Annotated in this window: 11 protein-coding genes; 6 read left to right on the plus strand and 5 right to left on the minus strand. The window is 34.0% G+C overall.

Annotation, left to right across the window (positions count from 1 at the left end; genetic code table 11):
• The first annotated feature begins 136 nt into the window (after positions 1-136).
• Both DMB68_RS10410 and DMB68_RS10415 read left to right on the plus strand, forming a co-directional pair.
• Complete coding sequence (locus DMB68_RS10410) at positions 137-1,756, plus strand: S8 family peptidase (protein WP_110346618.1); 1,620 nt, start codon at positions 137-139, stop codon at positions 1,754-1,756.
• 80 nt (positions 1,757-1,836) lie between these two features.
• Positions 1,837-3,717, plus strand: coding sequence for a M1 family metallopeptidase (locus DMB68_RS10415; RefSeq protein WP_110346619.1), 1,881 nt, complete (start codon positions 1,837-1,839; stop codon positions 3,715-3,717).
• A gap of 80 nt (positions 3,718-3,797) precedes the next feature.
• Here DMB68_RS10415 and DMB68_RS10420 read toward each other — a convergent pair whose 3' ends face one another.
• Positions 3,798-4,736: an L-threonine 3-dehydrogenase gene (locus tag DMB68_RS10420; protein WP_110346620.1), complete on the minus strand. Its 939-nt coding sequence runs from the start codon at positions 4,734-4,736 to the stop codon at positions 3,798-3,800.
• 298 nt (positions 4,737-5,034) lie between these two features.
• Here DMB68_RS10420 and DMB68_RS10425 point away from each other — a divergent pair, with 298 nt between their 5' ends.
• The 4 genes from DMB68_RS10425 to DMB68_RS10440 all read left to right on the plus strand — a co-directional run bounded on the left by DMB68_RS10425 (position 5,035) and on the right by DMB68_RS10440 (position 11,483).
• A complete protein-coding gene (locus DMB68_RS10425) occupies positions 5,035-5,643 on the plus strand; it encodes a hypothetical protein (RefSeq protein ID WP_110346621.1) in 609 nt (202 codons plus the stop codon).
• Positions 5,636-8,998: a transcription-repair coupling factor gene (gene mfd, locus DMB68_RS10430; RefSeq protein WP_110346622.1), complete on the plus strand. Its 3,363-nt coding sequence runs from the start codon at positions 5,636-5,638 to the stop codon at positions 8,996-8,998. The genes DMB68_RS10425 and mfd overlap by 8 nt, the downstream gene beginning before the upstream one ends.
• A gap of 803 nt (positions 8,999-9,801) precedes the next feature.
• A complete protein-coding gene (gene dinB, locus DMB68_RS10435; protein WP_110346623.1) occupies positions 9,802-10,884 on the plus strand; it encodes a DNA polymerase IV in 1,083 nt (360 codons plus the stop codon).
• An 80-nt stretch (positions 10,885-10,964) separates the two neighbouring features.
• Complete coding sequence (locus DMB68_RS10440; protein WP_110346624.1) at positions 10,965-11,483, plus strand: PAS domain-containing protein; 519 nt, start codon at positions 10,965-10,967, stop codon at positions 11,481-11,483.
• Between the two features lie 51 nt (positions 11,484-11,534).
• Here the strand turns inward: DMB68_RS10440 and DMB68_RS10445 are convergent, their stop codons facing one another.
• The 4 genes from DMB68_RS10445 to nuoL form a co-directional block, all read right to left on the minus strand.
• Positions 11,535-12,308 (minus strand): Bax inhibitor-1/YccA family protein, encoded by a 774-nt coding sequence (locus DMB68_RS10445; RefSeq protein WP_110346625.1) that lies wholly within the window; start codon positions 12,306-12,308, stop codon positions 11,535-11,537.
• A gap of 162 nt (positions 12,309-12,470) precedes the next feature.
• Positions 12,471-13,862 carry an NADH-quinone oxidoreductase subunit N gene (locus DMB68_RS10450; protein WP_110346626.1) on the minus strand — a complete coding sequence of 464 codons (1,392 nt, stop codon included), beginning with the start codon at positions 13,860-13,862 and terminating at the stop codon, positions 12,471-12,473.
• A 61-nt stretch (positions 13,863-13,923) separates the two neighbouring features.
• Positions 13,924-15,366 (minus strand): complex I subunit 4 family protein, encoded by a 1,443-nt coding sequence (locus DMB68_RS10455; RefSeq protein ID WP_110346627.1) that lies wholly within the window; start codon positions 15,364-15,366, stop codon positions 13,924-13,926.
• Positions 15,367-15,376: 10 nt separating this feature from the next.
• A complete protein-coding gene (gene nuoL, locus DMB68_RS10460; RefSeq protein WP_110347076.1) occupies positions 15,377-17,266 on the minus strand; it encodes an NADH-quinone oxidoreductase subunit L in 1,890 nt (629 codons plus the stop codon).

Raw genomic sequence — 17,266 nt, forward strand, 5'->3', positions numbered from 1 at the left:
GTTTATAATTGTTTAGGCTAATTTTAAAATATTTATTTCAGAAACAAAATTCATAACACATTGTTAACAGTTAGTTTTTTGTAACAAAAAAGCATAATTTAGTCCCAACTTTAACTTTTACATTATATATAGATACATGAGCCATATAAAATCACTCAATTTATCTGCTTTTGCATTACTTGTTTTAGCAGGATGCAGCGCTACTTTGCAGGCGCAAGTTTCAACTCAAAAAGAATTTATTACCGCACCTTCAGCTATTGTTAAAAAAGCACCGGTTACTGAAAATGAACTAAAAAGGTGGAGTCATCTTGATCTGATCAAAGATTCTATTCCGGGAATGAGTGTGGACAAAGCATATGCTGAATTATTACAAGGAAAAACAGGTCAAAAAGTAATTGTTGGAGTTGTAGATTCAGGAGTTGATATCGAGCATGAAGATTTAAAGGGAGTAATCTGGACAAATCCAAAGGAAATTCCCGGCAATGGAATCGATGATGACAAAAATGGTTACATTGATGATATTCACGGATGGAACTTTCTTGGAGATGTTGTTGATGAAAACCTCGAAATGACCCGTATCGTTAAAAAAGGCGATGACGGTTCACAGCAATATAAAGATGCACTGGCACAATACACTGAAAAATACGACAAAGCTTTAAAAGATAAGGAACAGGTAGATTTTTTACTGGATGTACACAAAACTATCAAAACAGCTTTAAATAAAACGACTTATAAAGTTGAAGATTTGAATACAATCACTTCTACTGATCCAAAAGTGGCAAGAAGTAAGATGGTAATGACGCAAATTTTCACAAATGCCGGGCCAACTTTTGACCCTGAAGCTGAATTAGAAGATTACAGAGAACATGTTTACAATGAATTAAATTTCAACTTAAACAAAGATTTTGACGGAAGAAAAGTTTTAGGCGATAACGCAGAAGACATTAAAAGTACTAAATACGGAAACAATATTGTGTTTGGACCGGATAAGGAAAAAGCACTTCACGGAACGCACGTTGCCGGAATTATTGCTCAGGTTCGTAACAATAATTTAGGTGGAGACGGTGTTGCCAATAATGTTGAAATACTGACTGTAAGAGCAGTTCCGGACGGAGATGAATATGACAAAGATATTGCATTGGCAATTCGTTATGCAGTAGATAATGGCGCAAAAGTGATTAACGGAAGTTTCGGAAAAAGCTTTTCTCCACAAAAAAAATGGGTATATGATGCTATAAAATATGCAAAGAAAAAAGATGTTTTAATTGTTCATGCTGCAGGTAATGACGGTTATAATATCGATGAAACAAAAAACATTAATTACCCAAATGATTCTGAAGATAACATTAAAGAATTTGCAGATAATCTGATCACAATTGGAGCTATTAATAAGGCTTATGGACAAAATGTAGTAGCAGGGTTTTCTAACTTCGGAAAATTAAATGTAGATGTTTTTGCTCCGGGTGAAGAAATTTATGCAACAATTCCAAACAATAAATATAAATATCTGCAGGGAACTTCAATGGCGTCTCCAAACGCAGCAGGAGTTGCGGCTTTGATTCGTTCATACTATCCAAAGCTAAAAGCAGCTCAGGTCAAAAAGATTTTAATGGATTCCGGAGTGGCTCTTCCTGAAAAAGTGGTTTTAGGTGAAGAGAAACCAGAAGCAGTTTCTGCCACAGAATCATCAAAAACAGCTAAAATGGTGAATGCCTATAATGCTTTATTGATGGCTGAAAAATTGTCTAAAAAATAAAATTTTATCGTTTTTAATAATCTAACTACAAGTTTACAATATCACTTTTGTAAACTTGTAGTTTTTTAAATAATACCGTAATGAAAAAAATTATCCTTCTTTCTTTTTTGAGTTTTGGTTTCCATAATTCTTTTGCTCAAAATACTTCTTATTGGCAACAACATGCCGATTATAAAATGGAGGTATCGATGGATGTAAAAAACTACCAGTACAAAGGAAAACAGGAATTGGTTTACACGAACAATTCTGCAGATACTCTGCGAAAAGTATTTTATCATTTGTTTACAAATGCTTTTCAGCCTGGAAGCGAAATGGATGCACGCCTTCATTTTATAAAAGACCCGGATGGGAGAATGGTGACTAAGGTAAAAGGAGCTGATGGAAAAGAGGTAAAACAAAGCCGAATAGAAAATCTGAAACCAAACGAAATTGGATTCTTAAAAATCACAAACTTCAAACAAGATGGGGCAGTTGCACAAACAAGGGTTTCAGGAACAATCTTAGAAGTAACTTTGGTAAAACCGATTTTACCGAATTCCAAATCGACTTTTACATTAGATTTTGACGGACAGGTTCCGGTACAGGTTCGTCGTTCAGGAAGAAATAATTCTGAGGGAGTTGAACTTTCAATGTCGCAATGGTATCCAAAATTAGCCGAATTTGATTTTGAAGGCTGGCACGCTGATCCTTACATTGCAAGGGAATTTCACGGAGTTTGGGGAAATTTTGACGTAAAAATTACCATTGATAAAGACTACACCATTGGAGGTTCAGGATATTTACAGGATAAAAATGAAATTGGTCATGGTTACGAAGATGAAGGCGTAAAAGTGGTTTATCCAAAGAAAACAAAAACGTTGACTTGGCATTTTATCGCGCCAAATGTACACGATTTTACATGGGCAGCAGACAAAGAATATACGCATGATATTGTAAAAGGGCCAAACGATGTCGATTTGCATTTCTTTTACAAAAACAATCCAAAAACTACTGAAAACTGGAAACAATTAGAACCTTTAATGGTGAAGGTGATGGATTATTACAATCAAAAAGTAGGACCTTATCCCTATAAACAATATTCCTTTATTCAGGGTGGAGATGGCGGAATGGAATATGCCATGTGTACACTAATGTTAGGCAACGGAACCCTTGAAGGAATTTTAGGAACCGCAACGCACGAATTAGGGCATTCCTGGTTTCAGCACATTCTGGCTTCAAATGAATCCAAACATCCCTGGATGGACGAAGGTTTTACAACTTACATTGAAGACATGGCATTAAATGAACTGGCTGGAGATAAAAAAGTTTCAAATCCGTTTAAAGCAAATTATGCGGCTTATTACAGCTTAGTAAATTCAGGTAAAGAACAGCCGCAAACAACACATGGTGACCGTTATGACGAAAACAGACCTTACAGTATTTCATCTTATATTAAAGGAAGTATTTTCCTTTCGCAATTAGAATATGTAATCGGAAAAGAAAATATTGATGCTGCTTTAAAAAGATATTTCAACGATTTTAAATTCAAACATCCTACTCCAAATGATATTAAAAGATCTGCAGAAAGAGTTTCAGGGGCAGAATTAGACTGGTATTTGACAGACTGGGCACAAACAACCAATACAATTGATTATGGAATTAAGGAAGTTGCCGATAATTCAGGAAAAACAACCATTACTTTAGAAAGAATCGGAAGAATGCCAATGCCGATTGATTTAAAAGTGGATTATACAGATGGGACCTCTGAAACGTTCTACATTCCGTTACGAATGATGAATTTCATTAAGCCGAATCCAAATCCAAACCAAAAAAGAACTGTTTTAGAGGATTGGGCCTGGGCACAATCCAATTACAGTTTTACAATTGATAAGAACAAAACGGCAATCAAAAAAATCACCATCGACCCAAGTGGATTAATGGCTGATGTGAAAGGGGCTAATAATGTTTTTGAAGTGAAGTAAAAACTTCAAATTAGAGTATAAAAAAGGTCCCATGTAGAAATTATTCTAAACGGGACCTTTTATTTTAGGATATTGGGTTCTTAGCTTAAATGCTCCAGCATATCTTTTGTCATCGATTCCAAATCAAACTTATAGTTCCAGTTCCAATCTTTTCTGGCATCAGAATCATCAATACTTGCCGGCCAGCTGTCAGCAATTTTCTGACGGAAATCAGGATTGTAAGTGATTTCAAATTCCGGAATGTGTTTTTTGATTTCGGCAGCAATCTCTGTTGGCGTAAAACTCATTGCCGCTAAATTGTATGAAGAATGTATTTTGATTTCTTCAACAGGAGCTTTCATAATGTTGATTGTGGCATCAATGGCATCATCCATATACATCATCGGCATTTTTGTTTCTGCTGATAAAAAACATTCATATTTTTTATCGGCAATAGCCTTATGAAAAATGTCGACAGCGTAATCTGTAGTTCCACCACCCGGCGGGGTTGACCAGCTGATCAGACCGGGATAACGTATGCTGCGTACATCAACTCCGTAAATATTATGATAGTATTCGCACCATCTTTCTCCGGCTTGTTTACTGATTCCATAAACGGTCGAAGGTTCCATAATGGTATATTGCGGTGTATTTTCTTTTGGCGTTGTGGGGCCAAAAACAGCAATACTTGATGGCCAGAATATCTTTTTTATCTTTTTTGATTTTGCCAGGTTCAAAACATGAAATAAGGAGTTCATATTCAAATCCCATGCAAAAGCAGGGTTTTTTTCAGCTGTAGCCGATAAAAGTGCGGCCATTAAATAAATGTCTGTAATGTGATGCACTTCTACAAGATGCTCAATCTGATTAAAATCCAAGGCATTAATTACTTCAAACGGACCCGAATTAACCACATCTGTATTTAATTTCCGAATATCAGAAGCAATCACATTTTCTGTTCCGTACAGTTTACGCAGTTTTACAGTCAGTTCTGTCCCAATTTGACCACAGGCTCCAATGATTAATATTTTTGGATTCATTTGAATAGATTTAAAGAACAAATATAAGGTATTCGTAAATAATGATGCTTTATATAATGTTAAATTATGAATTTAGTAAAAAATAATATCGTTTTTTATTTAATTCGTTTTCGAAAAGCTTTCTTAAATTGGAGTAAAATGGTTGTAAATCAAAATTCATAATTGTAAATTTACTTGTAACTTTGCAGCTTAATGTTTTATCAGATGAAATCGCCATTAACAAAAGTTTGCTCATACAAACGCCAATAAATAAAAAGCGATAACATATGTGAGCATTAAAAAATAAATTTTTACCTATATGAAATATAAAATAGCTCTTTTTCTGCTTTTAGTTTTTATACTGAACTCCTGTCAGAATGAAAATGAAAGACGTCTTGCAGAAAATAAAAAAGAAGCAAAAAAGAAAGAAATTATTTTTAATAATATAAATAAGGAATGGTCATTTATTGATGAGCCAATCAATGAAGTTTCAGAAAAAAACGTAACCGACTGGAAAGAATGGCGCGAATTTTTGAAAGAACTGGGCGGAAAACCAAAAAAGACGATTGGTGCTTTTCAAAAAAAATCTGATGCAATTGCTAAAAAGGCAATGGAATTAAACAATAATATTCCGGCACAATTTGATCAGCCACAAATTAAAAGCCGAATTTCGATTTTGATCACCAAAGTAAAAATGATGGATTTATTCATTCATTTGCACAAAATTCCGGATGATAAAGTCACTTTTTTAATTGGAGAAATCAACAAAGAATTGGTTTCATTACAGAGACAAATGGATAAAATTGTAGAGAAAAGCAAAATTCCACAAGAAGAAGGGGAATCCGATTTTTTAAGAATGCTGGATACTGCACGTGCAATCCCGAATTCAATGCCGCCAATAGATCAAAATTTGCCTAAAGTTGAGTAAAAACGCCTTATATACTATGTATGATAATCTGCCAAAAGCACAGCAGATTGCATCAGATTTACTGGAAGGGAACCAGATAAAAATGCATCTTAGCGGTTTGCTGGGATCTGCAGTGTCCTTTGTAATCCGTTCTGTTTTCAAAAAAACCGAACTGCCTTTTTTAATTGTTTTAGACAACAAAGAAGAAGCGGCGTATTATCTGAACGATCTCGAACAAATGATCGGCGAACAGGATGTATTGTTTTATCCTGCCTCATTTCGTCGTCCTTATCAGGTTGATGAAACGGATAATGCGAATGTTTTGCTTCGCGCTGAGGTTTTAAACCGAATCAATTCCCGTAAAAAACCGGCCATAATTGTTACCTATCCGGAAGCGCTTTTTGAAAAAGTCGTGACGCGCCAGCAATTAGATAAAAACACTTTGAAAGTTTCTTTGAACGATAAAATTTCGATTGATTTTATCAACGAAGTGTTATTCGAATACGAATTTAAAAGAGTTGATTTTATTACAGAACCGGGTGAATTTTCGGTTCGTGGAGGAATCGTCGATGTGTTCTCTTTTTCAAACGATCATCCGTACCGAATTGAATTTTTCGGCAATGAAGTGGACAGTATCAGAAGTTTTGATGTTGAAACCCAATTATCTGTAGAAACGCATAAAAAAATCACGATTATCCCGAATGTCGAAAACAAGATTTTTCAGGAAAACCGTGAAAGTTTCTTAGATTATATCGCTGAGAAAACGGTCATTTTTATCCAAAATACAGACGGGCTTTTTAGTCAGTTAGACAAACAATTCGCAAGGGCAGAAGAAGCTTTTGAGAAACTATCGAAAGAAATAAAACACACCACGCCAGAGCAATTATTTCTGAATCAGGCGTCATTTATAAAAAGATCATTAGATTTTTCGGTTGTAGAATTATCAAAACCGGTTTATAAAACAGCTAAAAAATTCGAATTCCATATTCAGCCTCAGCCATCGTTCAACAAACAATTTGATTTATTGCTGAACAATCTGAGGGACAATCATTTCAACGGATATAAAAATTATTTGTTTTGTTCGAATGAAACACAGGCAAAACGGTTTCATGATATTTTTGAAAGCTTAGACGAAGCTAATTCGGAGAATATCCGAAAGCAATATCATACCATTGTATTGCCTTTATATCAGGGCTTTATCGATGAAGAAAATCAAATAACGGCTTATACGGATCATCAGATTTTTGAGCGTTATCATAAATTCAACATCAAAAATGGTTATTCGAAAAAGCAGAATATTACGCTTAAGGAATTAACCGCGCTTTCGGTAGGCGATTATGTAACGCATATCGATCACGGAATAGGGAAGTTTGGGGGATTACAGAAAATTCAGGTGGAAGGCAAAACGCAGGAAGCCATTAAATTGGTTTATGCTGATAATGATATCGTGTATGTGAGCATTCACTCGCTTCATAAAATCTCAAAATACAACGGAAAAGACGGAACGCCTCCAAAAATTTATAAATTAGGATCGAACGCCTGGAAAATTTTAAAACAAAAAACCAAAGCGCGTGTCAAACATATTGCGTTCAATTTGATTCAGCTATATGCAAAACGCCGTCTGGAAAAAGGTTTCCAGTTTGCGCCGGATAGTTACCTTCAAAACGAATTAGAAAGTTCGTTTATTTACGAAGACACACCGGACCAGACCAAATCGACAGCAGAAGTAAAAGCAGACATGGAAAGCGATCGCCCAATGGATCGTTTAGTATGTGGTGACGTAGGTTTTGGTAAAACAGAGGTTGCGATTCGTGCTGCTTTTAAAGCGGTTGACAACAGCAAACAAGTTGCCGTTTTGGTTCCGACAACTATTTTGGCGTACCAACATTACAGAACTTTTACAGAGCGTTTAAAAGATATGCCGGTTACAATTGGGTATTTAAACCGATTTAGAACCGCCAAACAAAAAGCACAAACCTTAAAAGATTTAGCCGAAGGAAAACTGGATATAGTAATCGGAACGCACCAATTAGTCAACAAAAATGTGGTTTTTAAAGACTTAGGTTTATTGATTGTCGATGAAGAACAAAAGTTTGGAGTTAACGTAAAAGATAAACTAAAAACCATTGCGGCAAATGTCGATACATTAACATTAACAGCAACGCCAATTCCGAGAACTTTACAGTTTTCATTAATGGCGGCTAGAGATTTATCGGTAATTACAACGCCTCCGCCAAATCGATATCCTATTGAAACGAACGTTGTTGGTTTTAATGAAGAGGTTATCCGCGATGCGATTTCGTATGAAATTCAAAGAAACGGACAGGTTTTCTTTATCAATAATAGAATTGAAAATATTAAAGAAGTGGCAGGAATGATTCAGCGTTTGGTTCCAAATGCAAGGGTCGGAATTGGGCATGGACAAATGGAAGGTGCCAAATTGGAAGAATTGATGTTAGGTTTTATGAACGGAGATTTTGATGTTTTAGTAGCAACTACCATTATTGAAAGCGGTTTGGACGTTCCAAATGCGAACACTATTTTCATCAACAATGCCAATAATTTCGGACTATCAGACCTTCACCAAATGAGAGGAAGAGTAGGGAGAAGCAACAAAAAAGCGTTCTGTTATTTCATCTGTCCGCCGTATTCATCGATGACTGAAGATGCCAGAAAACGTATTCAGGCTCTGGAGCAATTCAGCGAACTCGGAAGCGGTTTCAACATTGCCATGAAAGATTTGGAGATTCGTGGTGCAGGGGATTTACTGGGCGGCGAACAAAGCGGTTTCATCAATGAAATTGGTTTTGATACCTACCAAAAAATCATGAACGAAGCCATAGAAGAATTAAAAGAAAACGAATTCAAAGAGTTGTATCCGGAAGAGAACGATATTGAAACCAAGGAATATGTAAAAGATTTACAAATCGATACCGATTTTGAGCTTTTGTTTTCTGATGAATATATCAACAATGTAACAGAACGTTTGAGTTTGTACAACGAGTTAGGTTCAGTTAAAAACGAAGAAGAATTAGTTATTTTTCAAAACAAATTAATTGACCGTTTCGGGCCAATGCCTCCGCGTGCTAATGCGCTGATGAATAGTATTCGCATCAAATGGATTGCCACAAATGTTGGTATCGAGAAACTGGTGATGAAAAAAGGCAAAATGATTGGTTATTTTGTTTCGGATCAACAATCTGATTATTATCAATCTTCGAAGTTTAGAAAGGTTTTGCAGTTTGTACAAAAACAAAGCAGTCTTTGCACCATGAAAGAAAAACAAACGCCAAACGGCTTACGACTTTTACTGACTTTTGAGAATGTAAAATCGACAAAACGAGCTTTGGAATTGATGGAGATGTTGGGTGAATAAATTTTAGAAGCAGAATAACTGAGTTTCAAACACCAACAGTCCCGCTATTCCTTTCAATCTTTTGTGCCGAACCACGGCACAAAAGGATTTCCAGTCCTATCGGGGCTAAGTTAGAGGTTTAGTAATTTTATTGACCTTCTCAAACGTCTTTTTGAAAAGTAAACATAAAAAGTAAACCCGAATGAAAATTTCATTCGGGTTTACTTTTTAAACAATATTAATTTGTGTAATTGTGAAATTTAAAAGTTTTTTACTTTAAAGCTTGCTTCATTGATTACCTGTAACAGTAATTTTCAAAAAGTAAAAAAATCACCTTGTGAAGGTGATTTTAATTGGTCAATTGGTTTTTTGGTTTAGATAGTTCATCATGAACCCAAAATACTTGCATCTATTCTATGCGAGTTTTTTGTTTTCTGATAGTATTTATAGAGATGCCGAGTCCATTATGTTATTTCTTAAGAACTCATGCCTTTCTTTCATGATATTTAATTTTTTTTTCTGCTTGTGATTTTCAATTCACTTTACCAAATGTTTGGTGTAATTCATTTGTGTATGGCAAATATATAAAAATATTTTTCTCAATTATAGATATATAAAAAAACTTATTTTATTTTTTTTATCCGTATTTTTTTTAATAATTAAAATTAATACTTAATTTATTAAGATATTTCAAATGTAGCTATTTCTTTTTTTGATCATGAAAAAACGTCGTTATCAGGAATTAAATAAAAATTTCAATTTACTAAAAAACATTTGATCAGTTTTGATAGCTCAGATTACCTGTTCTTCTTTAAATTTGTATCATGCTTGAAACTCCAATTTATCGAAAAATAATCCATATCGATATGGATGCTTTTTATGCGTCGGTAGAGCAAATGGATAATCCTGCTTTGCGCGGTAAACCTATTGCTGTTGGTGGATCGGAGAATAGAGGAGTCGTTTCTGCGGCTAGTTACGAAGCCAGAAAATTTGGTGTTAGAAGTGCCATAAGCGGTGTTTTGGCAAAAAAATATTGTCCTGAAATTATATTTGTACGGCCTCGTTTTGATCGTTACAAAGAAATCTCATCCAAGATTCATAAAATTTTTCATGAATACACCGATATGGTCGAGCCGCTTTCGCTTGATGAAGCTTATCTGGATGTCACTCAAAATAAAAAAGGGAATCCAAGTGCCTCTTTATTGGCCCAGGAAATCAGATTGCGAATTTTAAATGAAGTTGGAATCACAGCTTCTGCAGGAATTTCTGTAAATAAATTCGTTGCTAAAATAGCAAGTGATTACAATAAACCCAATGGTCAGAAAACCGTAAACCCTGATGAAGTGGTTCCTTTCTTAGAAGAATTGCCTATTAGGAAATTTTATGGAGTAGGAAAAGTTACCACAGAAAAAATGTACCAGCTAGGTATTTTTACAGGTTTGGATTTGAAAAGCAAATCGCTGGAGTTTTTAGAAAAGCACTTTGGCAAATCTGGAAAATTTTATTTCCATGTAGTAAGAGGAATTCATAATAGTGAAGTAAAACCTTCAAGAAATACTAAGTCTGTTGCATCTGAACATACTTTTGATGTTAATCTTACATCTGAAATTTTTATGTTGGAACAGCTTGAAAAAATTGCAGCTTCGTTGGAAAAACGATTAAAAAGATACAATGTTTCAGGAAAAACGGTCACACTTAAAATTAAATACAGTGATTTTACGCAACAGACCAGAAGCAAAACACTACCATATTTTATTGCTGATAAAAGCTTAATTCTTGAAACTGTGGAAGAGCTGTTGTATCAGGAACGAATGAAAGATTCTGTAAGATTATTGGGAATTTCTTTGAGTAACCTAAATACAGAACAAAAAAAAGCGGTAGTCGTACAGTTGAAATTTGCTTTTTAATGGATTTAAATAAGCCTTTAATGGACAAAAACTGAATGTTAGAATTTTTTTTTGGCTACCTTTAGGTATAAATTGTTTTTATGAATTCTGTAAATGATCATGAAGAGTTTTTCGATGAATCTGATGCAAATTTGACTTGCAATTCAGTTCCGATACTTTGTTGGGATTTTCATTATGAATCCATAAATGAACTGAAATCACTTTCTTCTGACATAAAAAAAATCAAACGTATTTCCCGTCAATTTAATTGGAATGTAACTGATTTAAATATAAATGAGCGAATGAAAGATGAGGTCGTTTTAATTACAGATTCAGAATTAAAAATAATTTTTGCTTCTGAGGGAATTTCAAAAATGACAGGTTATACAGAAAAAGAAGTCTTAGGAAAAAGACCAAAAATGTTTCAGGGATTGGAAACTTCCTCTATTATTTTGAAAGAAATCAAAACTGCAATCGAAAAACAAATTCCTTTCGAAAAAACAATTTTAAATTATAAAAAGAATGGTGAAACCTATAATTGTACTATTCATGGTTTTCCTGTTTTTAACCTGAAAGGAAATTTATCACATTTTATAGCTTTTGAAAAAGAAGCAGCATAAAAAAAGCCTTTTTGAATTTCAAAAAGGCTTTTTTTATGTGAGGAAAGAAATTTAATCTCTACTGTATAATTTTGATAATAATCTTAAAAATTCGATGTATAACCAAACTAAAGTTACCATTAATCCCATAGCACCATACCATTCCATAAACTTTGGCATTCTTTGCTGAACCCCTTTTTCAATCTGGTCAAAATCTAAAAACAAGTTTAAGGCAGCGATAATAATTACAAAAACGCTAATTCCAATACTCATCATTCCATTACCGTGATGTACAGGAGTAAAACTTGTAAACATTGAAAATAACCAGGAAATTAAATAATAAGTTGCAATCGCTAATGTTGCTGCAATAACTACCGATTTAAATTGCTCAGTAACTTTTACGATTTTAAATTTATATAATCCAAGACAAACTAAAAATGTAACCAAAGTTGCTCCAACGGCGTTGATTACAATTCCGGGATACATAGCTTCAAAAATAGCAGAAATCCCTCCAATAAACAACCCTTCAAATAAAGCATAACCTGGAGCCAGATAAGGAGAAGCCTGTGGTTTAAATGCAGAAACAATAACTAAAATAAGGGCAACAATGGCTCCACCAATGGTTGGCAGCATTGCATTCATTCCGTTAAATGCCATCCACCATGTCAACATAGCCCCAGCGCATAATAGTAAAAACAAAATAGCTGTTTTATTGATAGTTCCGGATATTGTCATATCCTGATTGTAGTCAATAATTTGTTCCTGTTGCAGGTTTCCAGCTTTTGAAACAGCATTTGATGAAAAACGCTTGTTACTTAAAAATGGATTTTTTGAATTGAAGTTCATAGTTCTAATACATTTAATTGAACTCAAATATATGGAGTTTTTTTCATGTTCAATTGTTTCTGTAAATTTTTTAACATGATTTTTTCTTCTGAATAATTCATTTTAAAACAAAAAATCCATCTTTATATGAGATGGATTTTTTATGTATTCGGGTTGGAAATTTTAATTCAATAAGTCTAAAACTAATGAAGGAAATAAGCCTAAAGCAATATTCAAAGTAATTGATACAATTGCTACGGCATAAATAAGAAACGGTTTTCCGGTACGCTCCTGATTTGGTTCTTTTGAATACATGGCCAATATCAGTTTAAAATAATAACCGACACTAATAATAGAATTAATAACCGCTACAATCACCAAAGTAATATGACCTGCCTGAATTGTTTGATTAAACAAAAATAATTTGGCAAAAAATCCTGAGAAAATCGGAATACCTGCCATTGATAAAAGCGAAGCAGTTAGTATTGCTGCCAACAACGGATTTGTTTTTCCTAAACCATGAAAGTTTGTGATATCTTCGTCATTCTGGTTTTTACATACATATAAAATAACACTGAAAGCTGCAATCCCTGCCAAAGCATAAGCTGCTGTATAATACAGTAAAACCCCTGCTGAAGTTGCTGCTGTCAAGAAAGTCATTAACATAAAACCTGCATGAGAAATTCCTGAGAAAGCCAACATACGTTTTACATTTACCTGACGCAATGCCATGATGTTACCAACTGTCATTGAAGCTATTGAAATAAATATAATAATATTTTCGAAAGTGTTTAAATGATCCTGATTTTCTAATGAAGGAATAAAATTTAATGATGAAATTAATTTGAACAGCGTTGCAATTGCTACTACTTTTGCCAGTGTGCTCATTAAAGCTGTTGTTAATGCAGGAGAACCTTCATACACGTCCGGAGCCCAAAAGTGAAAAGGAACTGCTGCAATTTTAAATAACATTCCGATTGTTACTAAAACCATACCGATTGGGAACCAGATTGGCAATTCGGCAGACAAGGAATATTCACTGATTTCAACTACGTCAAAACTTCCCATAGCACCGTAAATCAAACAAATTCCGAATAAGATAATTCCTGATGCGAATGAACCCATCAAAAAATATTTCATTCCTGCTTCGTTACTTTTAAGATTCAAACGTTCACTTGCAGCAAGTACATATAAAGCAATTGATAGAATTTCGATGCCTAAGAAAAACATGGCTAAGTTTCCAAAAGAAACCATTGCAACACCTCCGGCTAATAAGAATATTTTTATAGCAACAAAATCTGAGATTTTAGTTGGATGATTTTCATAGAAATTATGACTTAAAGCCACTAAGAAAATGGTAAGGATAATAAACAATGATGAAAAGGAAGTAGAGAACTTACTCACGGTGATCATATTGTTATAATAACTTTCTGTTGATCCAAATTCATAAAAGTTAAGTGCCAGGACACCCAATAAACCCAGGATGGTAAATGGAATAATGCCTTTTCTAAAATTTAGAATTTCAAACAATAGGCAAAAAATACCCAATCCTGTTATAGCTATTAATGTATTCATTTTTGTCTTTTTGAGTTAGGATTTCAGTTGAAAACGAATCCTAATTTATTTTTGTTTAAAATTAATTTTTATTGATAACTTGTAAAATTGTTTCGAGACTTGGTGTAATCAAATCTGTAATTGGTTTTGGATAAAATCCGAAGAACAATAAAACAGCAATAATTACGGCAAAAGAAATTCCTTCGCTAAGCGTTACATCTGCAAAAACTTTTGAGTTTGTTTGACCCAGCATTACGTGTTGGAACATTCTCAACATATAATAAGCTCCTAAAATAATAGTTGTTCCGCCTAAAACAGCGAACCAGATATTGATTTGAGATAAGCTGTATAAAACTGTAAATTCTCCAACAAAGTTAAATGTACTTGGTAAAGCAACAGAAGCTAATACTAAGATTAAAAACATGGAAGTAAATTTTGGAGATTGTGTACGAATACCACCTAATTCTGCAATTTCTCTTGTTTCAAATCTTCTGAAAATAACTTCAGCAGCAAAAAATAATCCAACAACCACAAAACCGTGAGCAATCATTTGTAAAACGGCACCACGTAAACCATCAAGAGTTAAAGTGTAAGATCCTGCAGCAATTAAACCAACGTGAGCTAAAGAAGAATACGCTAATAATTTCTTTAAATCTTTTTGTCTCAAAGCAACTATTGAACCGTAAATAACTCCGGCTATTCCAAGAGCGATAAAGATGTTCATGTACTCTTTTGCAGCAAGCGGTGCAATTGGCAATTGCCATCTGATAACGCTATAAAGCCCCATTTTTAGCATGATACCTGATAAAAGCATGGTTCCAACAGTTGGTGCTTTTTGGTACACATTTGCCTGCCATGTGTGGAAAGGAATAATTGGAATTTTGATTGCATAAGCTAAAAAGAAAGCTAAGAAAATCCAGAATTGCTCACACGCAGATAATTCAACTTTATATAAATCTTCAATTAAGAAACTTCCGTTTGCTTTTTGAGATAAATAAATAAAAGCAACAAGCATGAATAGCGAACCGGCAAGTGTGTAAATAAAGAATTTAACCACTGCTTTTCTGCGTTCATCAGCATCTCCGTTACCCCAGATAAGAGCAATGAAGTAAATTGGAATTAAAGCCAATTCCCAAAAAATATAATATAATAAACCATCAGCAGCTAAGAAAGTTCCTGTCATTGCAAATGCCATAAACAAAATCAATCCATAAAAACCTTTAGCATTTTTATACTCATTTCCGAAAGAAGAAAATATGATGATAGGAGTTAATGCCAGAGTTAATAAAACCATTGCAAGGCCAAGTCCGTCAGCATTTAAAGCGAAAGAGATTTTAGGTTGTGTAATCCAAGCGTTAATTACGCTGATATTTTCGCCGGCATTGTAATTATTCAATAGTACAATTGAACATCCTAAAGCAGCTAAACTAAAAAGCAAAGCAACTTTTGAAGCTAGTTTGTCACCGGAAAAATAAGTGGCAAAAGCACCAATTAAGAGTATAATTAATATAGTAGAAACGTTCATAGTTATAATATTATTGAGCTAAAAATATATAGGAAATAATGGCACACATCCCTAAAACAAAAACAAACAGATATAATCCGATACTTCCCGATTGTAATCTCTTTCCTTGAAAAGCAATTTCATTTGCCACTTTACCTAATCCAAAAACAAGAGCAGATAAACCGGTTTCGATATAATCTCTAAAGAATTTAGATAAAACGTTTATTGGCTGTACGAATACTGCGTCGTAGATTTCGTCTACATAGTATTTATTGTATAAAACTTTGCTTAAACCTGTAATGTTTTCATCTGATTCAGGAACATTATCTTGTTTAAAGTACTTAATGTAAGCAATTAAAATCCCTAATAATCCACCTAAAACAGCAACTCCCATTAAAGTATATTCTGTTGCTCCTAAATGATGTTCTTCGCCAGCCACTTTCGTGAAAAGGGGTGCTAAATACTCATTTAACCAGCTATGTCCAGGTAAACTGATCAATCCTCCAAAAGCTGCTAAAATAGCAAGGATGATAAGCGGAATAGTAATTAGTGAACCACTTTCATGTAAATGATGTTTTTGTTCTTCTGTTCCTCTAAATTCTTTGAAGAAAGTTAAGAACATTAAACGGAACATATAGAAAGCTGTCATGATTGAAGCTACAGATCCAACAACATATAATGGAATACTGTGGTGGAAAGCCGTCAATAAAATTTCATCTTTAGAGAAGAATCCTGAGAAAAATGGAACTCCGGAAATGGCCAATGAAGAAATCAACATGGTCCAGAACGTAATTGGCATTGCTTTACGCAACCCTCCCATTTTACGCATATCCTGCTCTCCGTGCAATCCGTGAATAACAGATCCTGAACCTAAGAATAAACAGGCTTTAAAGAAAGCATGTGTGATCACGTGAAATACAGCTACTTCATAAGCTCCAAATCCTAATGCTAAAAACATTAAACCTAATTGAGAAACTGTAGAGTAAGCCAATACTTTTTTAATATCGGTTTGAACTAGTCCAATTGTTGCGGCAACTAATGAAGTGATAGCTCCAATAACTGCAATAACAGTTTGAACATCTGTAGCAAGGTCAAAAACAAAGTTTAATCTTGTTATCATGAAGATACCAGCTGTAACCATTGTAGCTGCGTGAATCAATGCAGAAACTGGAGTTGGACCCGCCATCGCATCCGGTAACCAGGTGTATAATGGAATTTGTGCAGATTTACCACAAGCCCCTATAAACAAACATAATGCTGCAATTGATACATTCCAGGCTATTTGCGGCTCATAATGAATTGTTAGAATCGTTTGCTTTAATTCAGTATAGTCTAATGTTTTAAAAGTATATCCTAAAATAAACATTCCAATCAAAAGACCTAAATCCCCAATTCTGTTCATGATGAATGCTTTTTTTGCAGCATCGTTGTAATCCTGGTTTTTATGCCAGAATCCAATTAATAGGTAAGAACAAAGTCCAACACCTTCCCATCCAATGAACAGCACTAATAAGTTGCTTCCAATTACAAGTGTAATCATAAAGAAAACGAACAAATTCAAATAAGAAAAGAATTTGTGCATGTTTTCGTCATCATGCATGTAACTGATAGAGTATAAGTGAATCAAAGATCCGATTCCGGTTACGAAAAGCAGCCAAAGAACAGATAATTGATCTAATAAAAATCCAAGATTGATTTTTAAGTTACTAATCTGAATCCAGTCAAATAAAGTAACTTCGATTGCTTTTCCGGTTGAAGTTATTTGATCAAAAAGTACAAGAGTAACGATGAAAGAAATTACTACAGCAACAGTTCCGATAATTCCTGAAACTGTTTTTCCTAAGCTTTTTCCAAAGAAAACATTGATTAAAAATCCTAAAAAAGGAGTTAATACTAAAAGTAAAGCTAAATTGGTATCCAT

The sequence above is a fragment of the Flavobacterium hydrophilum genome, from assembly GCF_003202405.1.
GTDB lineage: Bacteria > Bacteroidota > Bacteroidia > Flavobacteriales > Flavobacteriaceae > Flavobacterium > Flavobacterium hydrophilum.